Genomic DNA, 19,360 nt, shown 5'->3' with positions numbered 1-19,360 from the left:
AGCTACAACAATGAGCGAACAACACCAGAACCTGGCCATCATCGGCCACGTCGACCACGGTAAGAGCACACTGGTCGGGCGCCTCCTCTATGAGACGGGGAGCGTACCCGAGCACGTCATCGAACAGCACCGCGAGGAAGCCGAAGAGAAGGGCAAAGGCGGCTTCGAGTTCGCCTACGTCATGGACAACCTCGCCGAAGAGCGCGAACGCGGTGTCACCATCGACATCGCCCACCAGGAGTTCTCCACCGACGAGTACGACTTCACCATCGTCGACTGTCCTGGTCACCGCGACTTCGTCAAGAACATGATCACTGGCGCGAGCCAGGCCGACAACGCCGTCCTCGTCGTCGCCGCTGACGACGGCGTTGCCCCCCAGACCCAGGAGCACGTCTTCCTGGCCCGCACCCTGGGCATCGACGAACTCATCATCGGCATCAACAAGATGGACGTCGTCGACTACAAGGAGTCGACGTACAACGAGGTCATCGAGGAGGTCGAACAACTCCTCAAGCAGGTCCAGTTCAACACCGAAGACGCCTCGTTCATCCCGATCTCGGCGTTCGAGGGCGACAACATCGCCGACGCCTCGGACAACACCGACTGGTACGACGGCGAGATCCTCCTCGACGCACTGAACGCCCTGCCGGAGCCGGAGCCGCCGACGGACGCGCCGCTTCGCCTGCCGATCCAGGACGTCTACACCATCTCCGGTATCGGTACCGTCCCCGTCGGGCGGATCGAGACCGGTGTCATGAACGTCGGCGACAACGTCTCCTTCCAGCCCAGCGACGTGGGTGGCGAGGTCAAGACGATCGAGATGCACCACGAGGAAGTCCCCAAGGCCGAGCCCGGTGACAACGTTGGATTCAACGTCCGCGGCATCGGCAAAGACGACATCCGCCGCGGTGACGTCTGTGGCCCCGCCGACGAGCCACCGAGCGTCGCCGAGACGTTCCAGGCACAGGTCGTCGTCATGCAACACCCCTCGGTGATCACCGCGGGCTACACGCCGGTCTTCCACGCCCACACCGCACAGGTCGCCTGTACGATCGAGTCCATCGACAAGAAGATGGACCCGGCAAGCGGCGAGGTCGCCGAAGAAAACCCCGACTACATCCAGTCGGGCGACGCCGCTGTCGTCACCATCCGGCCACAGAAGCCGCTCAGCATCGAGCCCTCGAGCGAGATCCCCGAGCTCGGGAGCTTCGCCATCCGCGACATGGGTCAGACCATCGCGGCCGGCAAGGTGCTCGACGTCAACGAGAAATAAATGCAGCAGGCACGCGTTCGACTCGCGGGCACGAGCCCCGACGACTTAGACGACATCTGCGACGACGTCCGCGAGATCGCAAACAACACCGGCGTCAACCTCAGCGGACCGATTCCGCTACCCACCAAGACGCTCGAGGTGCCGACTCGAAAGTCGCCCGACGGCGAAGGCACCGCGACGTGGGAGCACTGGGAGATGCGCGTCCACAAACGCCTGATCGATCTGGACGCCGACGAACGCGCACTCCGTCAGCTCATGCGCATTCAGGTACCGAACGACGTCTCGATCGAGATCGTCCTCGAGGACTGATCGCGATCGACTCTCCCGTGTAGCTTCGTTCTCGATCGGACGTTCGAGGATCGCGAGCACGTAGCGAGTTCTTTTGTAACAGCCAGCCGTAGGTCACCGCATGTCCCGTGTATCGGCGTCGGGGAGTCCGATCGTCGAGACGCTCGTTGTCTTCCTGCTCGTCGCCGTCGCCCAGACGATCGCCGGGCTCGTCGGTGCGATGGTCGGCCTGTTCGTGCTCACTCCACCCGTCACCGAAAACCCGTGGACGATCGTCACGAGCGTCTACGCCCACGACAACCTCGGTCACCTGTTCTCGAACAGCGTCGCACTCGTCCTCTTTGGCTGGCCCGTCGCGCGTGCGACCTCGCGAGCCCGGTTTCACGCCTTCTTCGTCACGACCGGCGCGCTCGCCGGCGTCTCCCAGATCTGGGTCGCCGGGGCGGTCTTCGGCGTCAACGCTGCCGTCCTCGGGGCCAGCGGTGCGGTCTTCGCTCTGCTCGGCTACCTGCTCGCGGCGAACCCCATCGCCGAGGGGCTGGCCTCGAGCGTCCAGCTCCCGCAGTGGTTCGTCTGGCTCGTCTTCCTCGCGATGGCGGCCGTCGTCACGGTGGCGACGGCAAGTCCACGGGCCGCCCTGATCGCTCACTTCGTCGGCTTCCTGCTCGGACTGGTCGCGGGCCGGGCCCGGCTGCTCAAGGTGGACGACCGCCGCCCGGCCGAAAGCGTGGTGGCGTAGGCGGCGGCGCGTGCGTCCGCCGTCCGGAAGTTTTTTCCACAGCTGGTTTCATGCGACTGTCAACAGGACGGCAGGCATGGACGGCTATCGACTCCGGCTCTCGCTGTTTCTCCGCATGGGAATTGCGGTCTCGATTCTCGCGGCGGTCTCGCTCGTCGTCGCAGTGATCATCGGCATCCTCGGGGGCGTACTCGGCCTGACCGCCTGGGACTGGATACTCGGCGGCCTCGTGGCACTCGCGACGTTGCCGTCGCTCAGCGACGTGACACCCGCCGAAGCGGTTCACGTCGCGGTGATCGCCGCGCTCGGGCTATATTTCATCCTCGACTGGTGGTCGACGATCGCCCGACACACCAGTGCGACGTCCCTGCTGCAGCCGACCCCCGTCTCCCTGCTGGCCACCGGCTGGGCGCTTGGCTGTCTGTACCTCCTCGCCGTCGAGGGAAGCGCGGCGATCGTCACGGCCGTCGAGACGGCCTCGGCGGTGGGACAGCTCCTGCTCGTGTTCGGCCTGAGCGGCCTCCTCACCGTCGTGGTGATGGTGGCCGAATCCCGGCGGGAAATCCGCCGGCTCCGGGAGCGACTCGTCGACGACAGCGTCCCCGCCGCAGAGACCGCCCCCGAACTTGAGGCGACGGTCGCCCGGCTTGCCCAGCTCGCAGCCGTGCCCACGCCGGGCGTCTACGTCACCGAGACCGACCGGGCCGAGTCGTTCACGCTCGGCAACGGCGAGACGGCCGCCATCGTCGTCTCGAGTGGGCTCCAAGAGACGCTCTCGGCGGCGGAGCTCGAGGCGGTGCTGGCCCACGAGGTCAGCCACCTGGCGAACTGGGACAGCCGGCTCATGTCGGCGGCGATCGTCCCCGTGTTGATCGCCGAGGACTGGATCGACGAGCGCCCGGACGACGTCGGCGACAGGTTCTGGAACGCCCTCTTCCGGCTGTTGAAGCGGGTCAGCCAGTTCGGCGTCGCCGTTCTCTCGCGTGGCCGGGAGTTTCACGCCGATGCGGGGGCGGCGGCGTTGCTCGGCTCGCCCGCGGCGCTTGCGAGCGCGCTCGAGACGCTCGCGGAGGAGAGGCGGACGCCGACGACGGATCTCCGGGAGTGGGAGCAGACGGTGGTCGCGCTCGACATCCTCCCGCCGGCAGCCGACGATCGCGTCTCCGGACCGTTCCGGACCCATCCCCCGACCGAGGACCGCATCGCACGACTCAGGCAGCTGGCGGCCGAGTGACGGCTGTGTCATCGCGGGATCATCTCTCACGCCATCCTGGAAACACAAGCTACAAATAGATCTCGCGGGTAGCAACAGGTGAGGGCTCGTAGATCAGTGGCAGATCGCTTCCTTCGCAAGGAAGAGGCCCCGGGTTCAAATCCCGGCGAGTCCATCACAGTTTTGTCACGTTTCGAAGGATCCAGCTAGTCGTATCGTCACTGATCAGCGATACAATTTCCTAACTTCGACCGGTCGGAATATACCGTTCGTTCAAGCTCGCCGACGTCTGTGGGCTGTCGGCCGTGATGCACCGCGACCGACGCTACTTCTGGACGAATCGCCCGAACGTTTCTCGAATGAGGGTCCGTTCTGCGGCGTTCAGCCGCTGGGAGGCCGCCGAACTCGAGATATCGAGTTTGTCGGCGAGCTCGCCGAGCGTCGTTCGACGTGGCGTCTCGTAGTAGCCGTGCTCGAGCGCCAGCAACACGACCTCGCGCTGTTTTGCCGTCAGCGTGTCGACGTTGACGGGTACGACCGTCTGTTCCGACGACGTCGTCTCCATGACCGACTGAACCTGAAACTCCGTTTCGGCATTCCCCAACAGATGGAGAAGTTCGACCGTTGCTTCGCGGTCGGGAATTGCAAGCTGGAGACAAATCGAATCACACAACCTTGTCTCGCTACTAACGGGGTTCTCATTCATGGGCATACCGGACACGTAGCGACACGAGGTTGAATAAATACTGGTCCACCTCTCGAACGCCGATCGCATCGATCGAGCCGCGTCAAATCGTCCAAATCCGTCCATTGGGCGCTAGTGAGGGTGGTTGCGGCTGGACAGCGATCAGTGATCACCGACCACTGTGACCTACCAAAACTACCACTGGTAGTTCACGCTCGTCACACAACTGTGAAGTCGAATCGAAACTAGTATTACGTGTCAGTTTCAAAGAACGACGACCTCGAGGACGGCGTTGTCCTCGTCGATGAGGTTTCGAAGACGACTCGCGCTCGTGGCGTCGAACGTGGCGGGGGCACGATCAGTCGGCAACCGCGTCTGGCCAGTGCGTGAGTAAACGGTGGACGATCGAGACGTCGAGTGTCGGATACTCATGGTGGTGGTCGTCACGCCGGTCGCCGACTGGACGACGACCCTCGTGGTATCCGTAACTCACGGAACGGAATATAATAAATGTTCATGAAGGAGTGTGAGCAAATCACACGGTCCCGAAACCCCTCGAGTTTCGGAGGAGGCGACTCCGTCGTCGCGTAACGGGACCAGGAGATCGACAGCGTCAGAACAGTTCGACGCGGATGTCGTCGGCCTCGAGGTCGTCTGCGAACGCCTCGGCGTCGGTCTCGATGGGGTCGAACGTGTCGTAGTGACACGGCAACACGAGTTCGGGCTCGACGCTACGAGCGAGGTCGGCGGCCTCGTGGCGGTCCATCGTGTAGTGGCCGCCGATCGGCGGGACGAGGACGTCGGCGGCGGTCGACTCGTGATGGGACAGGACGTCCGTATCGGAGGGGACGAAGACGCTCGTGTCGGCAAGCTCGAGAACGAGCCCGATCACGTCACCCTCGGCGTGGAAGGGGTCGCCGGCGTCGTCGACGTGCTCGCCGTCGGGATCGTTGTACGCCGGGAGGGTCTCGACGTCGATCCCGTCGACGGTAGTTTCGCCCTCCTGTGGCAGGTCGACGACGTCGAACGCGAGGTCGTCGGTGTCGACAGCCTCGTAGACGGCGACCGTGGTGTCCGGACCGGCGACGGCCGCGATGGCGTCGGGATCGTAGTGATCGAAGTCGTCGTGTGTGACGAACACGACGTCGCCGTCGCCGGGTTCGCCCTCGAGGACGTCGTTCCAGGGATCGACGTAGACGACGGTGTCGTCACCGGTCTCGATACGAATGCTCGCGTGGCCGAGTCGCTCGAAGGTCAGATCGTCGTACTCGACGGACATGGTCACCTGAGCGTACTTCGCCGGATGGTATAATAGGGGGTGTCATCGAACGATCGCCGTGGACGGGGCGGTGTGACACGAATCGCCGAATCGATCACGGTGTCTCGTGTGCGTCGAGTTCCAGCCGGTCGGGATCGAGCGTGTAGTACCGTTCCCAGACGGGTGCGAGACTCACTACCCGGCTGCCGGCTATCTCGGTCTCGCGGTGAGTGTGGTGGTGGCCGACCAGACAGAGTTCGGGCGCGAGCGTCTCGATGAGGCCGGTGACGTGTTCACAGCCGGGGTCGTAGCCGTACGAGAGCAGTCCCGTTGGGGCCTCGTGGGAGAGAAAGACGTCGACGTCCTCGAGTTCGGCCGCCCTGTCGACGTCCTCGCGGGTGAAGTGACGACGGCGGCCACCGTCGAGTTCGTCGCGCGAGCAGTCGTACTTCGTCGGGGCGTAGTTACCCGAGAGGCCGGCGACGCGCAGCCCCGCGACGCGTGTGGCCGTGCTCGCGAGCAGGTGGGCGTTTCGAGTTTCGGGCGGCTCGTCGCCGGCTCGTAACGCGTCGACGATCTCGAAATCCTCGTTGTTGCCCGCGACGAACCACGTCGGAGCCGGCAGGTCGTAGTACTCGAGGTCGCCGACGTGGAGTGCAGCGTCGGGATCTGCGGCTTCGTAGGCGGCCAGAAGCGCCTCACGGTTCCCCGGGTCGGCGGCGTGAGCGTCGCCGAGAACGAGCATCGTCGACGGTTCGTCCCGAGCTCGTGTAACGTCTCCGGTCCCCGTCGTTCCGGTTCGCTGACGGGCACGTACAACAAAGGTCATCCCCGTCGAATCGATACCACATGTTTCGAGATCGAACCGAAGCCGGACGGGAACTGGGCACGGAACTCGAAGAGCGCGGGCTCGACGTCGACGTCGTCCTCGGGATTCCACGCGGCGCGTTGCCGGTCGCCCGACCGGTCGCGGACGCGCTCGAGGCCGACCTCGACGTAGTCGTGGCCTCGAAGATCGGCGCGCCGGGCAACCCCGAACTCGCGATCGGGGCGGTCGCGAGCGACGGCAGCGTCTGGCGCAACGAATCGCTCATCCAGCAACTCGGCGTTCCCGACGAGTACGTCGACGAGGAAGCCAAAAGCGAGGCCGAGTACGCCCGCGAAAAGGCCGAACGCTACCGCGACGACGGCCACGTCCCCGACCTCGAGGGGAGGCGGATCGTCGTCGTCGACGACGGCGTCGCGACCGGCGCGACCGCGCGGGCGTGTCTACGACAGGTCCATGAGGCGGACGCCGGCCACGTCGTCCTCGCCGTTCCCGTCGCCCCGCCCGACTCACTTTCGGAACTCGAGGCCGAAGCCGACGAGGTGGTCGCACTCGAGACACCCCGGGACTTCGGTGCGGTCGGCAGACACTACAGTGCCTTCCCGCAAGTCAGCGACGAGGAGGCGATCGAATACCTCGAGGAGTAAACGCCCCGGGGTCGCCGACGGCGTCTCTTAGCCGTCTTCCTCGAACTCGAGTGCAACGGAGTTGATACAGTAACGCAGCCCCGTCGGATCGGGGCCGTCCTCGAAGACGTGTCCGAGGTGGCCGCCGCAGTTCGCACACAGCACCTCGGTGCGGCGCATGCCGTGGCTGGTGTCGGGACGCGTCTCGACGCGGTCGTCGTCGACGTCGTAGAAACTCGGCCAGCCACAGCCGGACTCGAACTTGGTGTCGGCCTCGAAAAGCGTCGTGCCACAGCCCGCACAGGTGTACCGACCGTCCGCCTCGTGGTCGACGTACTCCCCGCTGAACGGCGGTTCGGTGCCAGCTTCACGGAGGATGCGATACTCCTCCTCGGAGAGCCGCTCGCGCCACTCCACCTCGGTCGTCGGGAGGTCGTCGCGTTCCTGGCTCATACGAGCCGGTACGGGCGAGCGACTCAAGAGTCTGTCTGCGCCGTCGAAGTCGGACCGGGCGTCAGACCGGCTCTGGCGTCTGGACGTGTGCGAGATACGCCGCGAGGTCCGCCGTCGAGAGCATCCCGATGACGCCTTCCGCCTCGTCGACGACGGGGACGTGGTGAAAGCCGTGCTCGGTAATCGTGTCCGCGACGTCGCGGATCGGGGTGTTCGCGGTCGTGGTGACGACGTCTGTCGTCATGTACCGCGAGACCGGCGTCTCGGCTTTGGGGTGGCTCTCGGCGACGATTCCAACGAAGTCGGTCGTCGTCAGGATCCCGTCGAGTCCGCCGTCGTCGTCGACGACGATGAGCGAGCTGACGTCGTTCGTGAGCATCGCTTCGGCTGCGTCCTCGACGAGCGTGTCAGGAGAGATCGTCCGCAGGTCGGTGGACATGAGTCGTGCGACGAAGATGTCGTCCATGCACGGGCACTTCTGTCGGTGTCGATATAAGAGTTGGTCCCGCCCACCACGGTCTGGAACAGTTTAAATACGAGACGGTCACATAGAACCGACAGTCGATGACCACAGCACCGGACCTCGAGGGGACGCTCATCGCTTTCCCGGCGCTTCGTCCCGACCTCCTCGAGGTCGTCGCAGACGAGTACGCAGCGCTCGCCGACGAGTACGGGCCACGAAACGTACTCGTCCTGAAGCGGCTCCCGGCGGGTCTCGAGCGTCTCCGCGAGGCACTGTCGACCGTCGAGACCGAAACCGGTGCGGCCCGCTCCGCTCGCGTCGAGTCGGTGCCCGAACACGCCTCGAAGGTGATCGAAGAGTACGACCCGACGCTCGACCGGCTGTCCTACGAGGAACGGATCGAGCTGCTCTCGATGGTCGTCGCCGGTGCGAACCGTGAGCTTCCCGAGTATCTCGAGCGCGCACGCGATCACGACAGCTTTGCCCGCGACGTCGGACAGCTCCTGCTCGAGGCGACCCGCCAGCGGATCCGCCTGGACGAGCTCGAGACCGAAGAGATACATCCGTGTCTCGAGTTCCTCTACGCGACGAACGACCGGTTTCACGAGGAGCTCGCAAGGCGGGGATACCTCGAGCGTGCGGACGTGATCCCGCGGGCCGTCTCGCTGCTCGAGGACGACGCCGACGAACTGCGAACGCGGGTGTGTTCGTCGTTCGACGCCGTCCTCGCGGTCGAGTTCGAAGAGTGTCGGCGTCTCGACCGCCGCTACCTCGCGGCGCTTTCAGCCGACGCCGACCTCGTCTGCCTGGGCGAACGCCACGCGAGCGTCGAGCGGGCACGCGTCGAAGTGGGCTCGCTCGAGGAGATCGCCGCCGGTCTCACACCCGAGTCCCGCGAGGAGGGCGTGCCGAGCTCGGATCCGACGTCCGAGCGACGAGATCGGCCAACGCCCGACCACCGACCGATCACCCGCTGGCTCGCGACGGGTTCGACCGGCGACGAACCGGGAAGCGCCCGTCGCATCCGCGCCGGGACCGCTCGCGAACAGGACCGCCAGGTCGCGACCGAGATCCAGACGCTTCTGTCCCGCCACGACTGGCGCTACGACGACGTTGCGGTCGCGGTTCCGACCGTCGAACGGGTTCCCGACGCCCGATCACACCTCCGGGACGCAGGGATTCCAACGGCGACGGTCGGCACGCCCGCCCTCGAGCAAGATCCCGCGGTCAACGAGCTCTACGCGTTCGTCGCGTACAACGCCGACTACGACCGCGAGCGGGCACGCGACCGTCTTGCCGCCCGCGTCCCCGAGTTCTCGTCCGCACTCGTCGCCGACTGCGTCGGCTCGAGCCTCCGGCGGTCGCTCGAGCGCTGGGTCGTCGCGACGGAGCTCAAAGGCCGGCTCGCCAGGGAGGAGGTGTGGGTCGACGCGCGAGAGAGCTTCGAGAACGTCCGTCGCGTGCTCGCAATTGCTCGCTTCGTCGAGGACACAGACGCCGTCGCGCCCGACTGGGACGGGCTCCGACGGATGCTCCGGCGGACGATCGAGTACGACGCCCCCTACGCCCACGACGTCGAAACCAGTCCTGATTCGGGCGGGGTCACCGTCTGTGCCGTCACCGACCTCAAGTACGACCGTCGCGAGGTCGTCTTCCTGCTCGATCTCGTCGAGCGTCAGTATCCGGGCGAGCAACACCTGACACAGCTGTTTCCCCAGCCGTGGCTCGAGTCGATGCCGGCCTATCCCGCCGTCACCGACCCGTCGCCAGCCGACGTCGACCGGACGTTCACACCCGTCGACGCCGACGAGGTCGGCAACGCCTTCGAGGCCTACCACGCCGAACGAGCGCGTCGACGACTCGCGATCGGGACGCGAGCAGCACGGTCGCGACTGTATCTCTGCTCGTACGAACGCGAGGCCGGCGGTCTCCGGCGGACCCGCGAGGAGTCACGCTACGTTCGACTGCTCGCGTCCCATCCCGAGATCACCCTCGAGGACGTCGACGCCCGCGCTCGCAGGGCCGCGATCGACGGCGACGCACGTGCCCTCGAGGCCCTGCTCGCCGAGCCACGAGGCGAACTCGAGCGCGTGCTCCGGGAGGCGAGCACCGGCGGCGAGGCCGACCTCGCCGAGACGGAGGCGCTGTTCGAGGAGATCGCACTCGTTCTTGCGGAGGGAGCCGTCGATCCGGAGCTCGCAAACGCCGTCCGGTCTGGATTCGAGTTCGCCGCCGGGGAGGTGTGTCGGGATGAGTGACGAGGATACGGACCGTCCGCAGTGTACGGTCGACGGGCTGTGGACCTACCTGCACTGTCCCCGCCGGTACGAGCTGGCCCACGTCCAGGATCTTGCCGCCGAGGACGGGGCGACCGAGACACCGCGACTCGAGCCGTTGCGACGGGCACTCTGTGCCTCCCTCGAGACGGGGACGACCGATCCCGGCGCACTCGTAGACGCCGCGACCGATCGGCTCGACGCAGTGTGGCCCGACGGCGACGACCGGTTTCACTCGCACACACAGCGTCGTCACGAGAAACGCGTCCTCGAGGCGACGGTCGAAGCCTACGTCGAGACGGTTGGGACCGATCACGCCCGCGGCCTCGAACGACTTCGCGAAGCCGCCGACGGCGAGTTTGTCGGTCCGGACCGGCCGCTGCGAGCGCCGATCTCGCTGCCCGAGACGGAACGAAACCGGTCGGTCGCGGTCGAATCGACGGTCGACTACGTCACCGCAGACGGCGCGTCGCTCGTGGGCGTGCGATTCGTGCCGACGACTGTACCCCTCGGGCTCTTGCGGTACCGCTCGAGCTGGGAGGGAGACGTCGCCGCCCTCTTCACCGATCACTTCGATCCCGACGCCGAGCGGACCGACCCCGACGCAGTCGGCGCTCTCCTCGAGACTGCAGTCGTCCTCGAGGGGCTGCGCGAGCTTTGCGACCGGCTCGGACTGGACGAGCGCACCTGCCGGTACGTCCTCGTGTCGGTGGCCGATCGCTCGAACGTCTCGGTCGACTGGGTCGGCGAGCGCGTCGAGGCGTCGGTCGACACCGTCGACCTGACCGAGGTCTTTCTCGACCACCACACCTTCGGGATGACTCACGAACACCGCAACCGGACCGTCGAGAACCGACTCGCTGAAACGCTCGCGGCGCTGGTCGACGGCGAGTTCGATCCGACGCCGGTGTGGGACCGGGTCGCCGCCGACGCCTGTCCCGACTGCGAGTACGCGGTCTGTTGTGCCGATCGGCTCTCGAGGGAGGTGGCGTTCGATGGGTGAGGACGAGCCACTCGAGCCGCGGGGAAACCAGCCTGCAGCCCTCGAGAGCGAGGCGGCGTGTATCTCCGTCGACGCCGGCGCGGGAACGGGAAAGACGACGACGATGCTCATGCGAATCGAACGGGCGATCGATCGCGACGGCGTCGACCCCGGCGACGTGCTCGTGCTCACGTTCGCGAACGAGACCGCCGCGAGCATCCGGGAGGCCGTCCGCGAACGGCTGGGACCGGCGACGGCAGCCGACATCGACGTCTACACCTATCACTCGCTGTGTCACCGGCTCGTCCGCGAGTACGCCTACGCCATCGGTCGCTCGCCGGAGTTCGACGTCGTCACCGGGCGTGGCCGGCGTCGCATCGTCCGGCGGCTGCTCGCGGAGAACGACTACGAGTTCGCTACGACCGGCGGCGACGGCTCCGTCGACGACCTCACAGCGGAGATCGACCACTTCGTCCGGGTGATGAGCCAGGAGGGGATCGATCCCGACGACCTCACGAGACGGCTGCCGGACGTTCGCACCCTCGAGTTACTCGCCCAGTTCGTCCTCCGGCTCGAACAGCAGGCCGAGGAGACGCTGTCGTTCGACAACGAGGCGCTTCGGTACTTCGACGGCGAGGCCCACCTCGAGACGGCCCGGGAGTCGCTGCTCGAGTACGGCAAGCTGTTGACGATCTGTCAGGAGAAAATCGCCGAAGCGCCCGAGGAGTACCGCGACGATCCGGTCGTCGCCGACGTCGATCGCTACGTCGCGGTCTTGCAAGGCTGCGTGACGAACGTCCGCGAGACGCTCTCGCTCGCCGAACCGACGACGAAACACCTGCCACGGGCGCTCTTTTGCAACCAGATCACAGGCGAAGCGACCGACCGCCTCGAGCAAACTCCGATCGGCCGGCTCGGAAGCTACGTCGAGTTCCTCCGGCTGGCCCGTCACTACACCGCAGTCTACGCCGACTACCGGGCGACGCTCGAACGAGAGGGGATCGCCGACTTCGACGACCTCGTCCGGACGGCGACCGATCTGCTCGCCGACGAGCGATTTACAGGCGAGATCACCGGGCGGTGGGAGCAGGTATACTGCGACGAGTTCCAGGACACAGACGCCACCCAGTTCGAACTCGTCCGGCGGCTGACTGCGGGGCCGGACCGTCCGGACCTCTTCGCGATCGGTGACAAAGACCAGTCGATCTACGGCTGGCGCGGCACCGACCGCGAGGGGCTAGATCGCCTCGCCGACGCCTACGACGATCACGAATCCGTCGCTCTCGAGTTGAACTTCCGTTCGAAACAGGAGATTCTCGACCTGACCAACGAGTGTGCCTACGACTTCGACTCGCCGAAGACGCTCCGGGAGGTGGGGCGAACGCCCGGCGAGTACGACGAGCCGGAGCCGCCGCTTCGCGTCGGGAGAGTCGCGAGCGACGCGATCGACTCCTCGCCGGCCCAGCAGGTCGCGACGACGGTCTCACGGCTGTTAAACGGCGAACTCGAGGACGTTCCGCGGCGGTCGCTGTCGGACGTGGCCGTGATCGTCCGTACGAACCGCCACGCCCGGGCGGTCGCCGACGAGCTCCGCGAGCGACAGATTCCACACGAGGTGTCGGGCTCGGCCGGAAGCGACCTCTCGCCGGGAATCCGGACCGTCGTCTCCTATCTCCGGGTGCTGGTCGAGCCGGGAGCCGACGTCCACCTCCGGCGGGTGCTGCTGTATCGCTACCGCGTCTCCCGAGCCGACCTCGCGCGTCTGGCCAGACCATCGGGATCGCTGTACGAGGGGCTGCTTTCGGCCGACCTGACCGACGAGAGCGCCTTCGCGGATCCCGAGGCCCTCGAGCGCGCTCGCGAGCACCTCACGGAGCTCGAGACCGTACGCGAGGTCTACCCGCTCGGCGGGTTCGTCCGGCGGTTTCGCGAACTGACCCGCCTCGAGTGGTTCACAGAGAGCGACGAACGGGCGGATCTCGAGCGGATCGAACGGTTCGCAGAGAGCTACGATCCCGACTCGGTGCTCGCGACGCTCACCGAGGAGTTCGTCGACGCCCTCGAGCGGGCACTGACCGGCGGCCGGACTGGCTACGATCGGGGCAGCCGATCCGAAGACTGCGTGGACGTGATGACCGTCCACCAGGCGAAAGGCCTCGAGTTCGACACCGTACTCGTACCGTATCTCTCCGACGAGGAGTGGTGCGTCGAACGCGATTACACGAACCGCGCCCGCGAGCGGCTGCTCGCAGCGACGATCGACGACGACGTCGACTCGCCGCTGTGTGCAGACCTCGCAGCGGAAACGGTCGGCGAGGAGTGGCGCGTACTCCACGTCGCGCTCACTCGCGCCGAGAACCACCTGTTCCTGTTCGGCTCGAGCTACGACTACGAGGGTGAAGACGACCAGCTCGGAGTCTCGACCGCCGAGACCTGTCTGGCCGATCCGATCGAGTGGGACGTCGCCGGCCGGCGGATGGACCTCTGGGATCGCCTGACCGAGAGCGTCGAGCGGGTCCGGGAGACCTACCCCGAGACCGTCGCCGACCGGACCGACGAGATCGCACGCTCGGCCGACGAGACGCCGGGAACGATCACCTACTACGAAGGGTACGCCGACCGGTCGGTCGAACCTCTCGAGAGCCGGGAGGCGATCGAGACGGTCCACCGGCTCGGGCGGTTGCTCCGATCCGAGACGTTGCTCCCGGCGGCCGACGCGGCCTCTCACGTCGACGAGGTTCGGGTTCCGGCGGACCGCAGCGCGAGCGCGCTCTCGACCGAAACCACCAGATTTCCCGTCGAGACGCTCTCGAGTGCGACCGACGTCCCCGTGGCCGTACGCCACAGCTACTCCGCCGTGCGAACTCACGGTGAGTGTCCGCGCAAACACTACCTCGATCACGTCGTCGACGCGGTCGCAGATCCGCCCGAGGACGGCGACGACGCACGGATCGTCGGCCGGCTCTTTCACGCCGTCGCCGAGGAGGCGTTTCACCGCGAGTACCGTAGTCGGGACGCGTGGCGTGAAGCCGCCGACCGACAGCTCACGGCCCGGGACCGGACCGACGGCCGCGAGGCCGTCCTCGCCTGCATCGATCGGTACTTCGAGGCGACCGCGTCCGGGATCGAGACGCCCGTCCGCGAGTGGGAGCCCCTCGCGGCCGAACTCCCCTTTTCGCTCGCCGACGTCGACGGGATCGGCGGCGAGGTCGTCGGCTACGTCGACGCGGTTCGACGGACGCCCGACGGCGAGGTCGTCGTGCTCGATTACAAGACGACGAACGAGCGCGTCGATCCCGACGACGCCGTCCAGCTTCGCCTGTACCTGCGGGCCTGTCGGGATCGCTTCGACGAGGCGATTTCGCGGGCCGGCTACGTCTACGTCGGCGAGGCGGGGCCGGCCGTCGACCTGTTCGACCGGGACGAGCTGCCTGCCTGGTCGTCGGTCCGGGAGCGACTCGCGGCCGTCGACGACCCCTCGTTCGCCGAGACCGAGCCCGGAGACCACTGCCGGTTCTGTGCTCACCGTTCGCTGGGCTGTGGTCCAGATGGCGACGACGAGAAGTAACGAATTCCGAGTCGCGACGTTTTACTCGCCGGCGTCCGTATCGTCGCCGATGATCGAGGCGACGCTGTGTTTCGTCGTCCGTGACGACGAGGTACTGTTGATCGAGAAACGACGCGGTCTGGGCGAGGGGTGGTACAACGGCCCCGGCGGCAAGCTCGAGACCGGCGAGACGCCCAGGGAATGTGCGAGACGGGAGGTCCGCGAGGAGGTCGGTCTCGAGGTGACCGAACTCGAGAAAGCGGGCGAACTCACCTTCTACCTGGACGGAGACGCACACACCCACTGTCACGTCTTCCGGACCGATTCGTTCGCTGGCGAGCCGACACCTTCTACGGAGGCCCGTCCGGAGTGGGTCCCGATCGAGGACGTTCCGTACGAGCAGATGTGGGAGGACGACCGGTTGTGGCTGCCCGGCGTCCTCGACGGACGGACCGTCACCGGGACGTTTCACTTCGAGGGTGGTGAACCGTTAGACGAGGCCGACTTCGTCGAGAGTGACCTCGAGTGGGGTGTGTGGGACGACTCGATCGGGGACGGGAGTGAGCCGCCGAGCTAGAGCAACGAGAGCTGAGTGCTTGTTTCCTCCCCGCCACAGCGTTCGGCACGCTCAATCGCTTCGTCGGCCGCGTCGAGGTGGTCGTGGGCGTCGGCGTCGCTGCCCTCGTCGAGCGCCTCCACGGCCCGTGAGAGGGATTCTGCAGCCTCGCTAAGTGCGTCCGCCGTACAGGCTAGTTCGATGATGTCCTCGCGAAACGCCGCTGGTGCGTCGTCTTCGGCGTCTCTGAAGGTGGTGTGGGCCGTGTAGAGTTCGTTCGAGGCGGTCGAAAACTCCGCCGTGGCGACGTCGTATCGTTGGGCTTCGAACTCCGTGACTGCGGTCTCGAACGGAATCATTCCCTCGACCAGCTGCCGGAGGCCGACGACGAGGACGTCGATCGCCCAGAGCGCGTCGTCGACGTCCTCGAGGGCGATCTCCATCTCGACGTAGTCGACGTCGTCGAGGTCTTCGAGTGCGTCCGGGTCGATGGTCTCGAAAGTCGACTGCGCGACGTTCAGGTGGCCGATCGCGTCGTCGACGTGGTCTTCGGCGCGCTCGAGCGACCCGAGGGCGTCCTCGAACCGGTCTTGCTCGAGGTAGACGTCGGCGGTGTCGATCTCATCGAGCGCGTCGCCGAGTTCCCTGAACACGTCGACGAATGCACGGAAGAACTCGACCGTCTCCTCGAGGGCATCGATCGTCGTCAGTTGCTCGTCGGTCGCGTCCGCGCGAGCAGCCTCGAGGTCGGCCGCGGCGTCGTCGAGCAGCGTCTCGATGGGCCGCGTCTCGATGGCGTGTGTACCGTCGCCGGTCGGATCGTCGGCCTCGTCGAGGGCGTCGTCGAACTTTTCGAGCGCCTCCTCGAGGGTTTCGTCGGCCGACTCGATTCGCGCCCGCGCGTCGACGCTGGGCTCTGAATCGTCGGCGCCGTCGCCGGATCCCTCGTCACCGCCGGTACTGTCGCCCCCGTCGTCGGCGGGGCCGTCAGTATCGTCGTCATCGAGACAGCCGGCGAGCGAGAGCGATGCAAGCGAGACGCCGGCAACAGAGAGGAGTCGTCTTCGGTGCATACGGACCGGTGCTACCAGAACGGTATATGTTTTGTTGAGTCGTTGCGGCAGACTGTCGGCTCACTCGAACAGCGGGCCGTGTCGCTGTGCCAGATTCGTGTACGCCCCCGAGGAGTGCTCTTCGAAGATCTCGTCGGGATCGATCGTCGTCTCAGAAAGCGGCGACACCGAGGCGGGGACACCTCTGACGAACGATTCGGGCGGAATGTCGTAGCCTTCGGGCACCACCGTCCCGGAGGCGACGATACTCCCCGCACCGACGTGTACGCTGGAGTTGAGCGTCGCGTTGAACCCCACGAGCGCGTCGTCCTCGACGACCGCGTCGTTGAGTATCGCGCCGTGGCCACACATCACCTGTTCGCCAAGTTGCGACGCGTGCAACGTTGCGTTGTCCCCGACGTGTGTCATCCGGCCGACGGTGACCGGCGCGACGTCACCCCGGCAGACGACGCCCGGCCAGATGCTCGCCTCGGCTTCGATCGTCACGTCTCCGACCAGCGTCGCCTCTCGACTGACACGTGCGTCCTCGTGGATCGACGGTTCGGTCCCCTCGAACTCGTATCGTCTGCTATCGACCATGTCCCTCGTGACCAGACCTGCGTCCAAAACGTTTGTCCTCCGCCAAAACGGCGTAAGCTATCACGACGTCTCGACAACGCTTTTGACACAGTCCGTGGACAGCCTCGACGGAGAACACCCGTGATCGATCACTCGCCGGACGGAAAGGCCGTTGAACTCTGGCTCCGGTCGTTCGATCCCATGACTGCGGGGCCAGCACACGACCGGGCCCTCGAGTTCGTCGACCGTCTCGAGACGCGAGATTCGATCGACTCGGTCAGGGTCGGTGTCTGGGGACGGGCGTTCCAGCGGACCGACCGCGTGCGATCGATCCCACAGCTCGAGCGGATCGAAACGACGATCGCGTCGTTCGAGACGTGGGCCGACCGCACCGGCCGTCAGCTCGAGCCGTTCTTCCGGATGCGTCACGTCGAGTCGAAACTCACCGGCGAGACCTTCGAAATCTGTCGGCTACCGTCGATCGCGCTGGCGGAGTATCGCGGCGGGAACGTCGTCCACGTCGCCCCCTCACGCGACGGCGACCGAACGATCGACGTGCTCGATCGACTCGAGGCGCTGGTCTGCGGCGAGGCCACGGACCCGACGCTCGCGTTCGACGACTCGAGCGATCGATCGGCGGACGAGCAGCCCCGGCGATACCGTCGCGGCTATCCCCGGTAAACGGCGAGGCCGCGGGTCGTGGTCGTTTCGCTCGAGCGGTGGACGAGTTCGAGACGGCGTGGAAAGTTCTATGGTACCACGAGCCGTGATAGCAGGTATGGCCAGCGAACCATCGGCAGTCGAACGATCACGGTGTCTGAACTGTGGGTTCGAAGCGCCGGGCGGCGACGACGAGTGGAACCGCGTCGAGGTCCCCGGTCTCGGCCGGATGACACAGTGTCCTCGCTGTGAGAGCACGAACATCATCACCGGCCGGTAGGGCGTTGTCGAGCCGATTCCATGGTGGCTCTCGGCGGACCGGGGCTCGAGTGAGAACTCCCCCGTGAGTAAAAAATCGCTCGAGAAGCCTCGAAACGGTTATCCGCCTCGGTACTGGATTTTCGGGTACATGCTGCAGGTCGCCATCAACGGGTACGGCACGATCGGGAAACGCGTCGCTGATGCCGTCCGACAACAGCCGGACATGGAGGTACGCGGCGTCGCGAAGACCCGACCGAACTTCGAGGCAGAAACCGCGATCGAGAACGGATTTCCGCTCTATGCCGCCGTCGAGGAGCGCGCCGACCAGTTCGCAGCGGCCGGCCTCGAGATCGCCGGACAGGTCGACGAGCTGGTCGACGCAGCAGACGTCGTCGTCGACGCGACGCCCTCTGGAATCGGGGCCGAAAACAAAGCGCTGTATGAAGAACACGACACCCCCGCACTCTACCAGGGTGGCGAGGACGCCGACTTAGCCGAGGTCAGTTTCAACGCCCGGTCGAACTTCGCGGAGGCAACGGGTGCCGACCACGTTCGGGTCGTCTCCTGTAACACGACCGGCCTCTCGCGGGTCATCGCACCGCTTCGCGAGACCTACGGCGTCGAGAAGGTTCGCGCGACGCTGGTTCGTCGCGGTGGCGACCCAGGTCAGACCTCGCGGGGTCCGATCAACGACATCCTCCCGAACCCGGTCACCGTCCCGTCTCACCACGGCCCCGACGTCAACACCATCTTCCCGGACCTCAAGATCGACACGCTCGGGATGAAGGTGCCCGCAACGCTGATGCACATGCACAGCCTGAACGTCACGCTCTCCGAGGAGGTCGACGCCGCGGACGTTCGCGAGTTGTTCGCCGACGAGAGCCGGCTGTTCCTGATCCCCGAGCGGATGGCCATCGACGGCAGCGGCAAACTCAAGGAGTACGCCTTAGACGCCGGCCGCCCGCGTGGCGACCTCTGGGAGAACTGTATCTGGGAGGAGTCGATCTCGACCGTCGGACGGGACCTCTATCTCTTCCAGGGCATTCACCAGGAAAGCGACGTCGTCCCCGAAAACATCGACGCCATCCGCGCCGTAACCGGAACGGCAGACGCCACAGAGAGCATGGAGACGACCGACGAGACGCTCGGTATCGGCCTCTAGATAAAGGGCTCGAAAATTCGCACCGACAGAAGGTTTTTGCCGCGTCGGCCGCTACGGGCGAGTATGCGCCGAGACGACCGCGACGAGCCCTTCGACGACTTTTTCAGAGAGATCGAACGGATGATGAACGAGATGATGAGCGGTGCGAACGTCGACTTCGAGTCGAACGCAAGCGTCGATACCGGATTCGGCACGGATACCCACGTCGACGTCCACGACACCGACGACGAGATCCGCGTCGTCGCCGACCTCCCCGGCGTCGAGAAAGACAACATCGACCTCGAGTGCGACGGGGAGACCCTGACCATCTCGGCTCGAAGCGACCACCGCGAGTACGACGAACGCGTCTCGCTTCCCCGCCGGGTCAACGAACACACCGCCACCGCCTCCTACAACAACGGCGTCCTCGAGGTCGTCTTCGAGCCGGCCGATCGATCCTCGGACATCAGCCTCGAGTAGCG

Annotated in this window: 20 protein-coding genes and 1 tRNA gene; 14 read left to right on the top strand and 7 right to left on the bottom strand. The window is 66.0% G+C overall.

All coding sequences use genetic code 11. The features are described 5' to 3' along the window. The first annotated feature begins 10 nt into the window (after positions 1 to 10). From tuf to QQ977_RS07735, 5 genes are all read left to right on the top strand, one after another. Positions 11 to 1,273 (top strand): translation elongation factor EF-1 subunit alpha, encoded by a 1,263-nt coding sequence (gene tuf, locus QQ977_RS07755; protein WP_285928638.1) that lies wholly within the window; start codon positions 11 to 13, stop codon positions 1,271 to 1,273. After that, the gene (gene rpsJ / locus QQ977_RS07750; RefSeq protein WP_004215311.1) at positions 1,274 to 1,582 is read left to right on the top strand and encodes a 30S ribosomal protein S10; all 309 of its coding nucleotides are present in this window, start codon (positions 1,274 to 1,276) and stop codon (positions 1,580 to 1,582) included. It begins immediately after the preceding gene. 100 nt (positions 1,583 to 1,682) lie between these two features. Then, complete coding sequence (locus tag QQ977_RS07745; RefSeq protein WP_285928615.1) at positions 1,683 to 2,300, top strand: rhomboid family intramembrane serine protease; 618 nt, start codon at positions 1,683 to 1,685, stop codon at positions 2,298 to 2,300. A 76-nt stretch (positions 2,301 to 2,376) separates the two neighbouring features. Then, entirely contained in the window at positions 2,377 to 3,534 is a 1,158-nt protein-coding gene (locus QQ977_RS07740; RefSeq protein WP_285928613.1) for a M48 family metallopeptidase, read from the top strand. An 82-nt stretch (positions 3,535 to 3,616) separates the two neighbouring features. Next, positions 3,617 to 3,688, top strand: a tRNA-Ala gene (locus tag QQ977_RS07735). A 150-nt stretch (positions 3,689 to 3,838) separates the two neighbouring features. Here the strand turns inward: QQ977_RS07735 and QQ977_RS07730 are convergent. The 3 genes from QQ977_RS07730 to QQ977_RS07720 all read right to left on the bottom strand — a co-directional run bounded on the left by QQ977_RS07730 (position 3,839) and on the right by QQ977_RS07720 (position 6,201). Then, positions 3,839 to 4,078, bottom strand: coding sequence for a helix-turn-helix domain-containing protein (locus tag QQ977_RS07730; protein WP_285928611.1), 240 nt, complete (start codon positions 4,076 to 4,078; stop codon positions 3,839 to 3,841). Positions 4,079 to 4,811: 733 nt separating this feature from the next. Beyond that, complete coding sequence (locus QQ977_RS07725) at positions 4,812 to 5,477, bottom strand: MBL fold metallo-hydrolase (protein WP_285928610.1); 666 nt, start codon at positions 5,475 to 5,477, stop codon at positions 4,812 to 4,814. A gap of 94 nt (positions 5,478 to 5,571) precedes the next feature. Further along, the gene (locus QQ977_RS07720) at positions 5,572 to 6,201 is read right to left on the bottom strand and encodes a metallophosphoesterase family protein (protein WP_285928608.1); all 630 of its coding nucleotides are present in this window, start codon (positions 6,199 to 6,201) and stop codon (positions 5,572 to 5,574) included. Positions 6,202 to 6,305: 104 nt separating this feature from the next. Between QQ977_RS07720 and QQ977_RS07715 the strand changes: the two genes are divergently transcribed. Next, positions 6,306 to 6,929 carry a phosphoribosyltransferase gene (locus tag QQ977_RS07715; RefSeq protein ID WP_285928607.1) on the top strand — a complete coding sequence of 208 codons (624 nt, stop codon included), beginning with the start codon at positions 6,306 to 6,308 and terminating at the stop codon, positions 6,927 to 6,929. 27 nt (positions 6,930 to 6,956) lie between these two features. Here QQ977_RS07715 and msrB read toward each other — a convergent pair whose 3' ends face one another. Further along, entirely contained in the window at positions 6,957 to 7,361 is a 405-nt protein-coding gene (gene msrB / locus QQ977_RS07710; RefSeq protein WP_285928606.1) for a peptide-methionine (R)-S-oxide reductase MsrB, read from the bottom strand. 61 nt (positions 7,362 to 7,422) lie between these two features. Next, positions 7,423 to 7,827, bottom strand: coding sequence for a CBS domain-containing protein (locus tag QQ977_RS07705; protein ID WP_285928604.1), 405 nt, complete (start codon positions 7,825 to 7,827; stop codon positions 7,423 to 7,425). 98 nt (positions 7,828 to 7,925) lie between these two features. Here QQ977_RS07705 and QQ977_RS07700 point away from each other — a divergent pair, with 98 nt between their 5' ends. From QQ977_RS07700 to QQ977_RS07685, 4 genes are read left to right on the top strand one after another with little or no spacing between them, the layout of a single operon-like run. After that, the gene (locus tag QQ977_RS07700) at positions 7,926 to 10,082 is read left to right on the top strand and encodes a hypothetical protein (RefSeq protein ID WP_285928603.1); all 2,157 of its coding nucleotides are present in this window, start codon (positions 7,926 to 7,928) and stop codon (positions 10,080 to 10,082) included. Continuing rightward, on the top strand, positions 10,075 to 11,103 hold the full coding sequence (locus QQ977_RS07695) for a hypothetical protein (protein ID WP_285928602.1): 1,029 nt from the start codon (positions 10,075 to 10,077) through the stop codon (positions 11,101 to 11,103). The genes QQ977_RS07700 and QQ977_RS07695 overlap by 8 nt, the downstream gene beginning before the upstream one ends. After that, entirely contained in the window at positions 11,096 to 14,650 is a 3,555-nt protein-coding gene (locus QQ977_RS07690) for an ATP-dependent DNA helicase (RefSeq protein ID WP_285928600.1), read from the top strand. Before QQ977_RS07695 ends, QQ977_RS07690 begins: the two co-directional genes overlap by 8 nt. 49 nt (positions 14,651 to 14,699) lie before the next feature. Beyond that, positions 14,700 to 15,206 (top strand): 8-oxo-dGTP diphosphatase, encoded by a 507-nt coding sequence (locus QQ977_RS07685; RefSeq protein ID WP_285928598.1) that lies wholly within the window; start codon positions 14,700 to 14,702, stop codon positions 15,204 to 15,206. On the opposite strand, the gene QQ977_RS07680 is transcribed toward QQ977_RS07685, so the two are convergent. Both QQ977_RS07680 and QQ977_RS07675 read right to left on the bottom strand, forming a co-directional pair. Next, complete coding sequence (locus tag QQ977_RS07680) at positions 15,203 to 16,258, bottom strand: hypothetical protein (RefSeq protein WP_285928596.1); 1,056 nt, start codon at positions 16,256 to 16,258, stop codon at positions 15,203 to 15,205. The two genes, QQ977_RS07685 and QQ977_RS07680, sit on opposite strands and share 4 nt — an antisense overlap. Positions 16,259 to 16,318: 60 nt before the next feature. After that, positions 16,319 to 16,837, bottom strand: coding sequence for a gamma carbonic anhydrase family protein (locus QQ977_RS07675; RefSeq protein ID WP_285928594.1), 519 nt, complete (start codon positions 16,835 to 16,837; stop codon positions 16,319 to 16,321). 120 nt (positions 16,838 to 16,957) lie between these two features. On the opposite strand from QQ977_RS07675, the gene QQ977_RS07670 reads away from it, so the two are divergent. The 4 genes from QQ977_RS07670 (at position 16,958) to QQ977_RS07655 (ending at position 19,358) form a co-directional block, all read left to right on the top strand. Next, positions 16,958 to 17,497, top strand: a complete 540-nt coding sequence (locus QQ977_RS07670; protein WP_285928592.1) for an HTH domain-containing protein — start codon at positions 16,958 to 16,960, stop codon at positions 17,495 to 17,497. Between the two features lie 97 nt (positions 17,498 to 17,594). Then, complete coding sequence (locus QQ977_RS07665; RefSeq protein ID WP_285928591.1) at positions 17,595 to 17,756, top strand: hypothetical protein; 162 nt, start codon at positions 17,595 to 17,597, stop codon at positions 17,754 to 17,756. Between the two features lie 129 nt (positions 17,757 to 17,885). After that, positions 17,886 to 18,899, top strand: a complete 1,014-nt coding sequence (locus tag QQ977_RS07660) for a type II glyceraldehyde-3-phosphate dehydrogenase (RefSeq protein ID WP_285928589.1) — start codon at positions 17,886 to 17,888, stop codon at positions 18,897 to 18,899. A 63-nt stretch (positions 18,900 to 18,962) separates the two neighbouring features. Then, positions 18,963 to 19,358, top strand: a complete 396-nt coding sequence (locus QQ977_RS07655; RefSeq protein WP_285928587.1) for an Hsp20/alpha crystallin family protein — start codon at positions 18,963 to 18,965, stop codon at positions 19,356 to 19,358. Positions 19,359 to 19,360: the final 2 nt, after the last annotated feature.

This window comes from Natrialbaceae archaeon AArc-T1-2, from assembly GCF_030273315.1.
Taxonomy (GTDB): Archaea; Halobacteriota; Halobacteria; order Halobacteriales; family Natrialbaceae; genus Tc-Br11-E2g1.
This window is presented reverse-complemented; position numbering and strand designations above follow the sequence as displayed.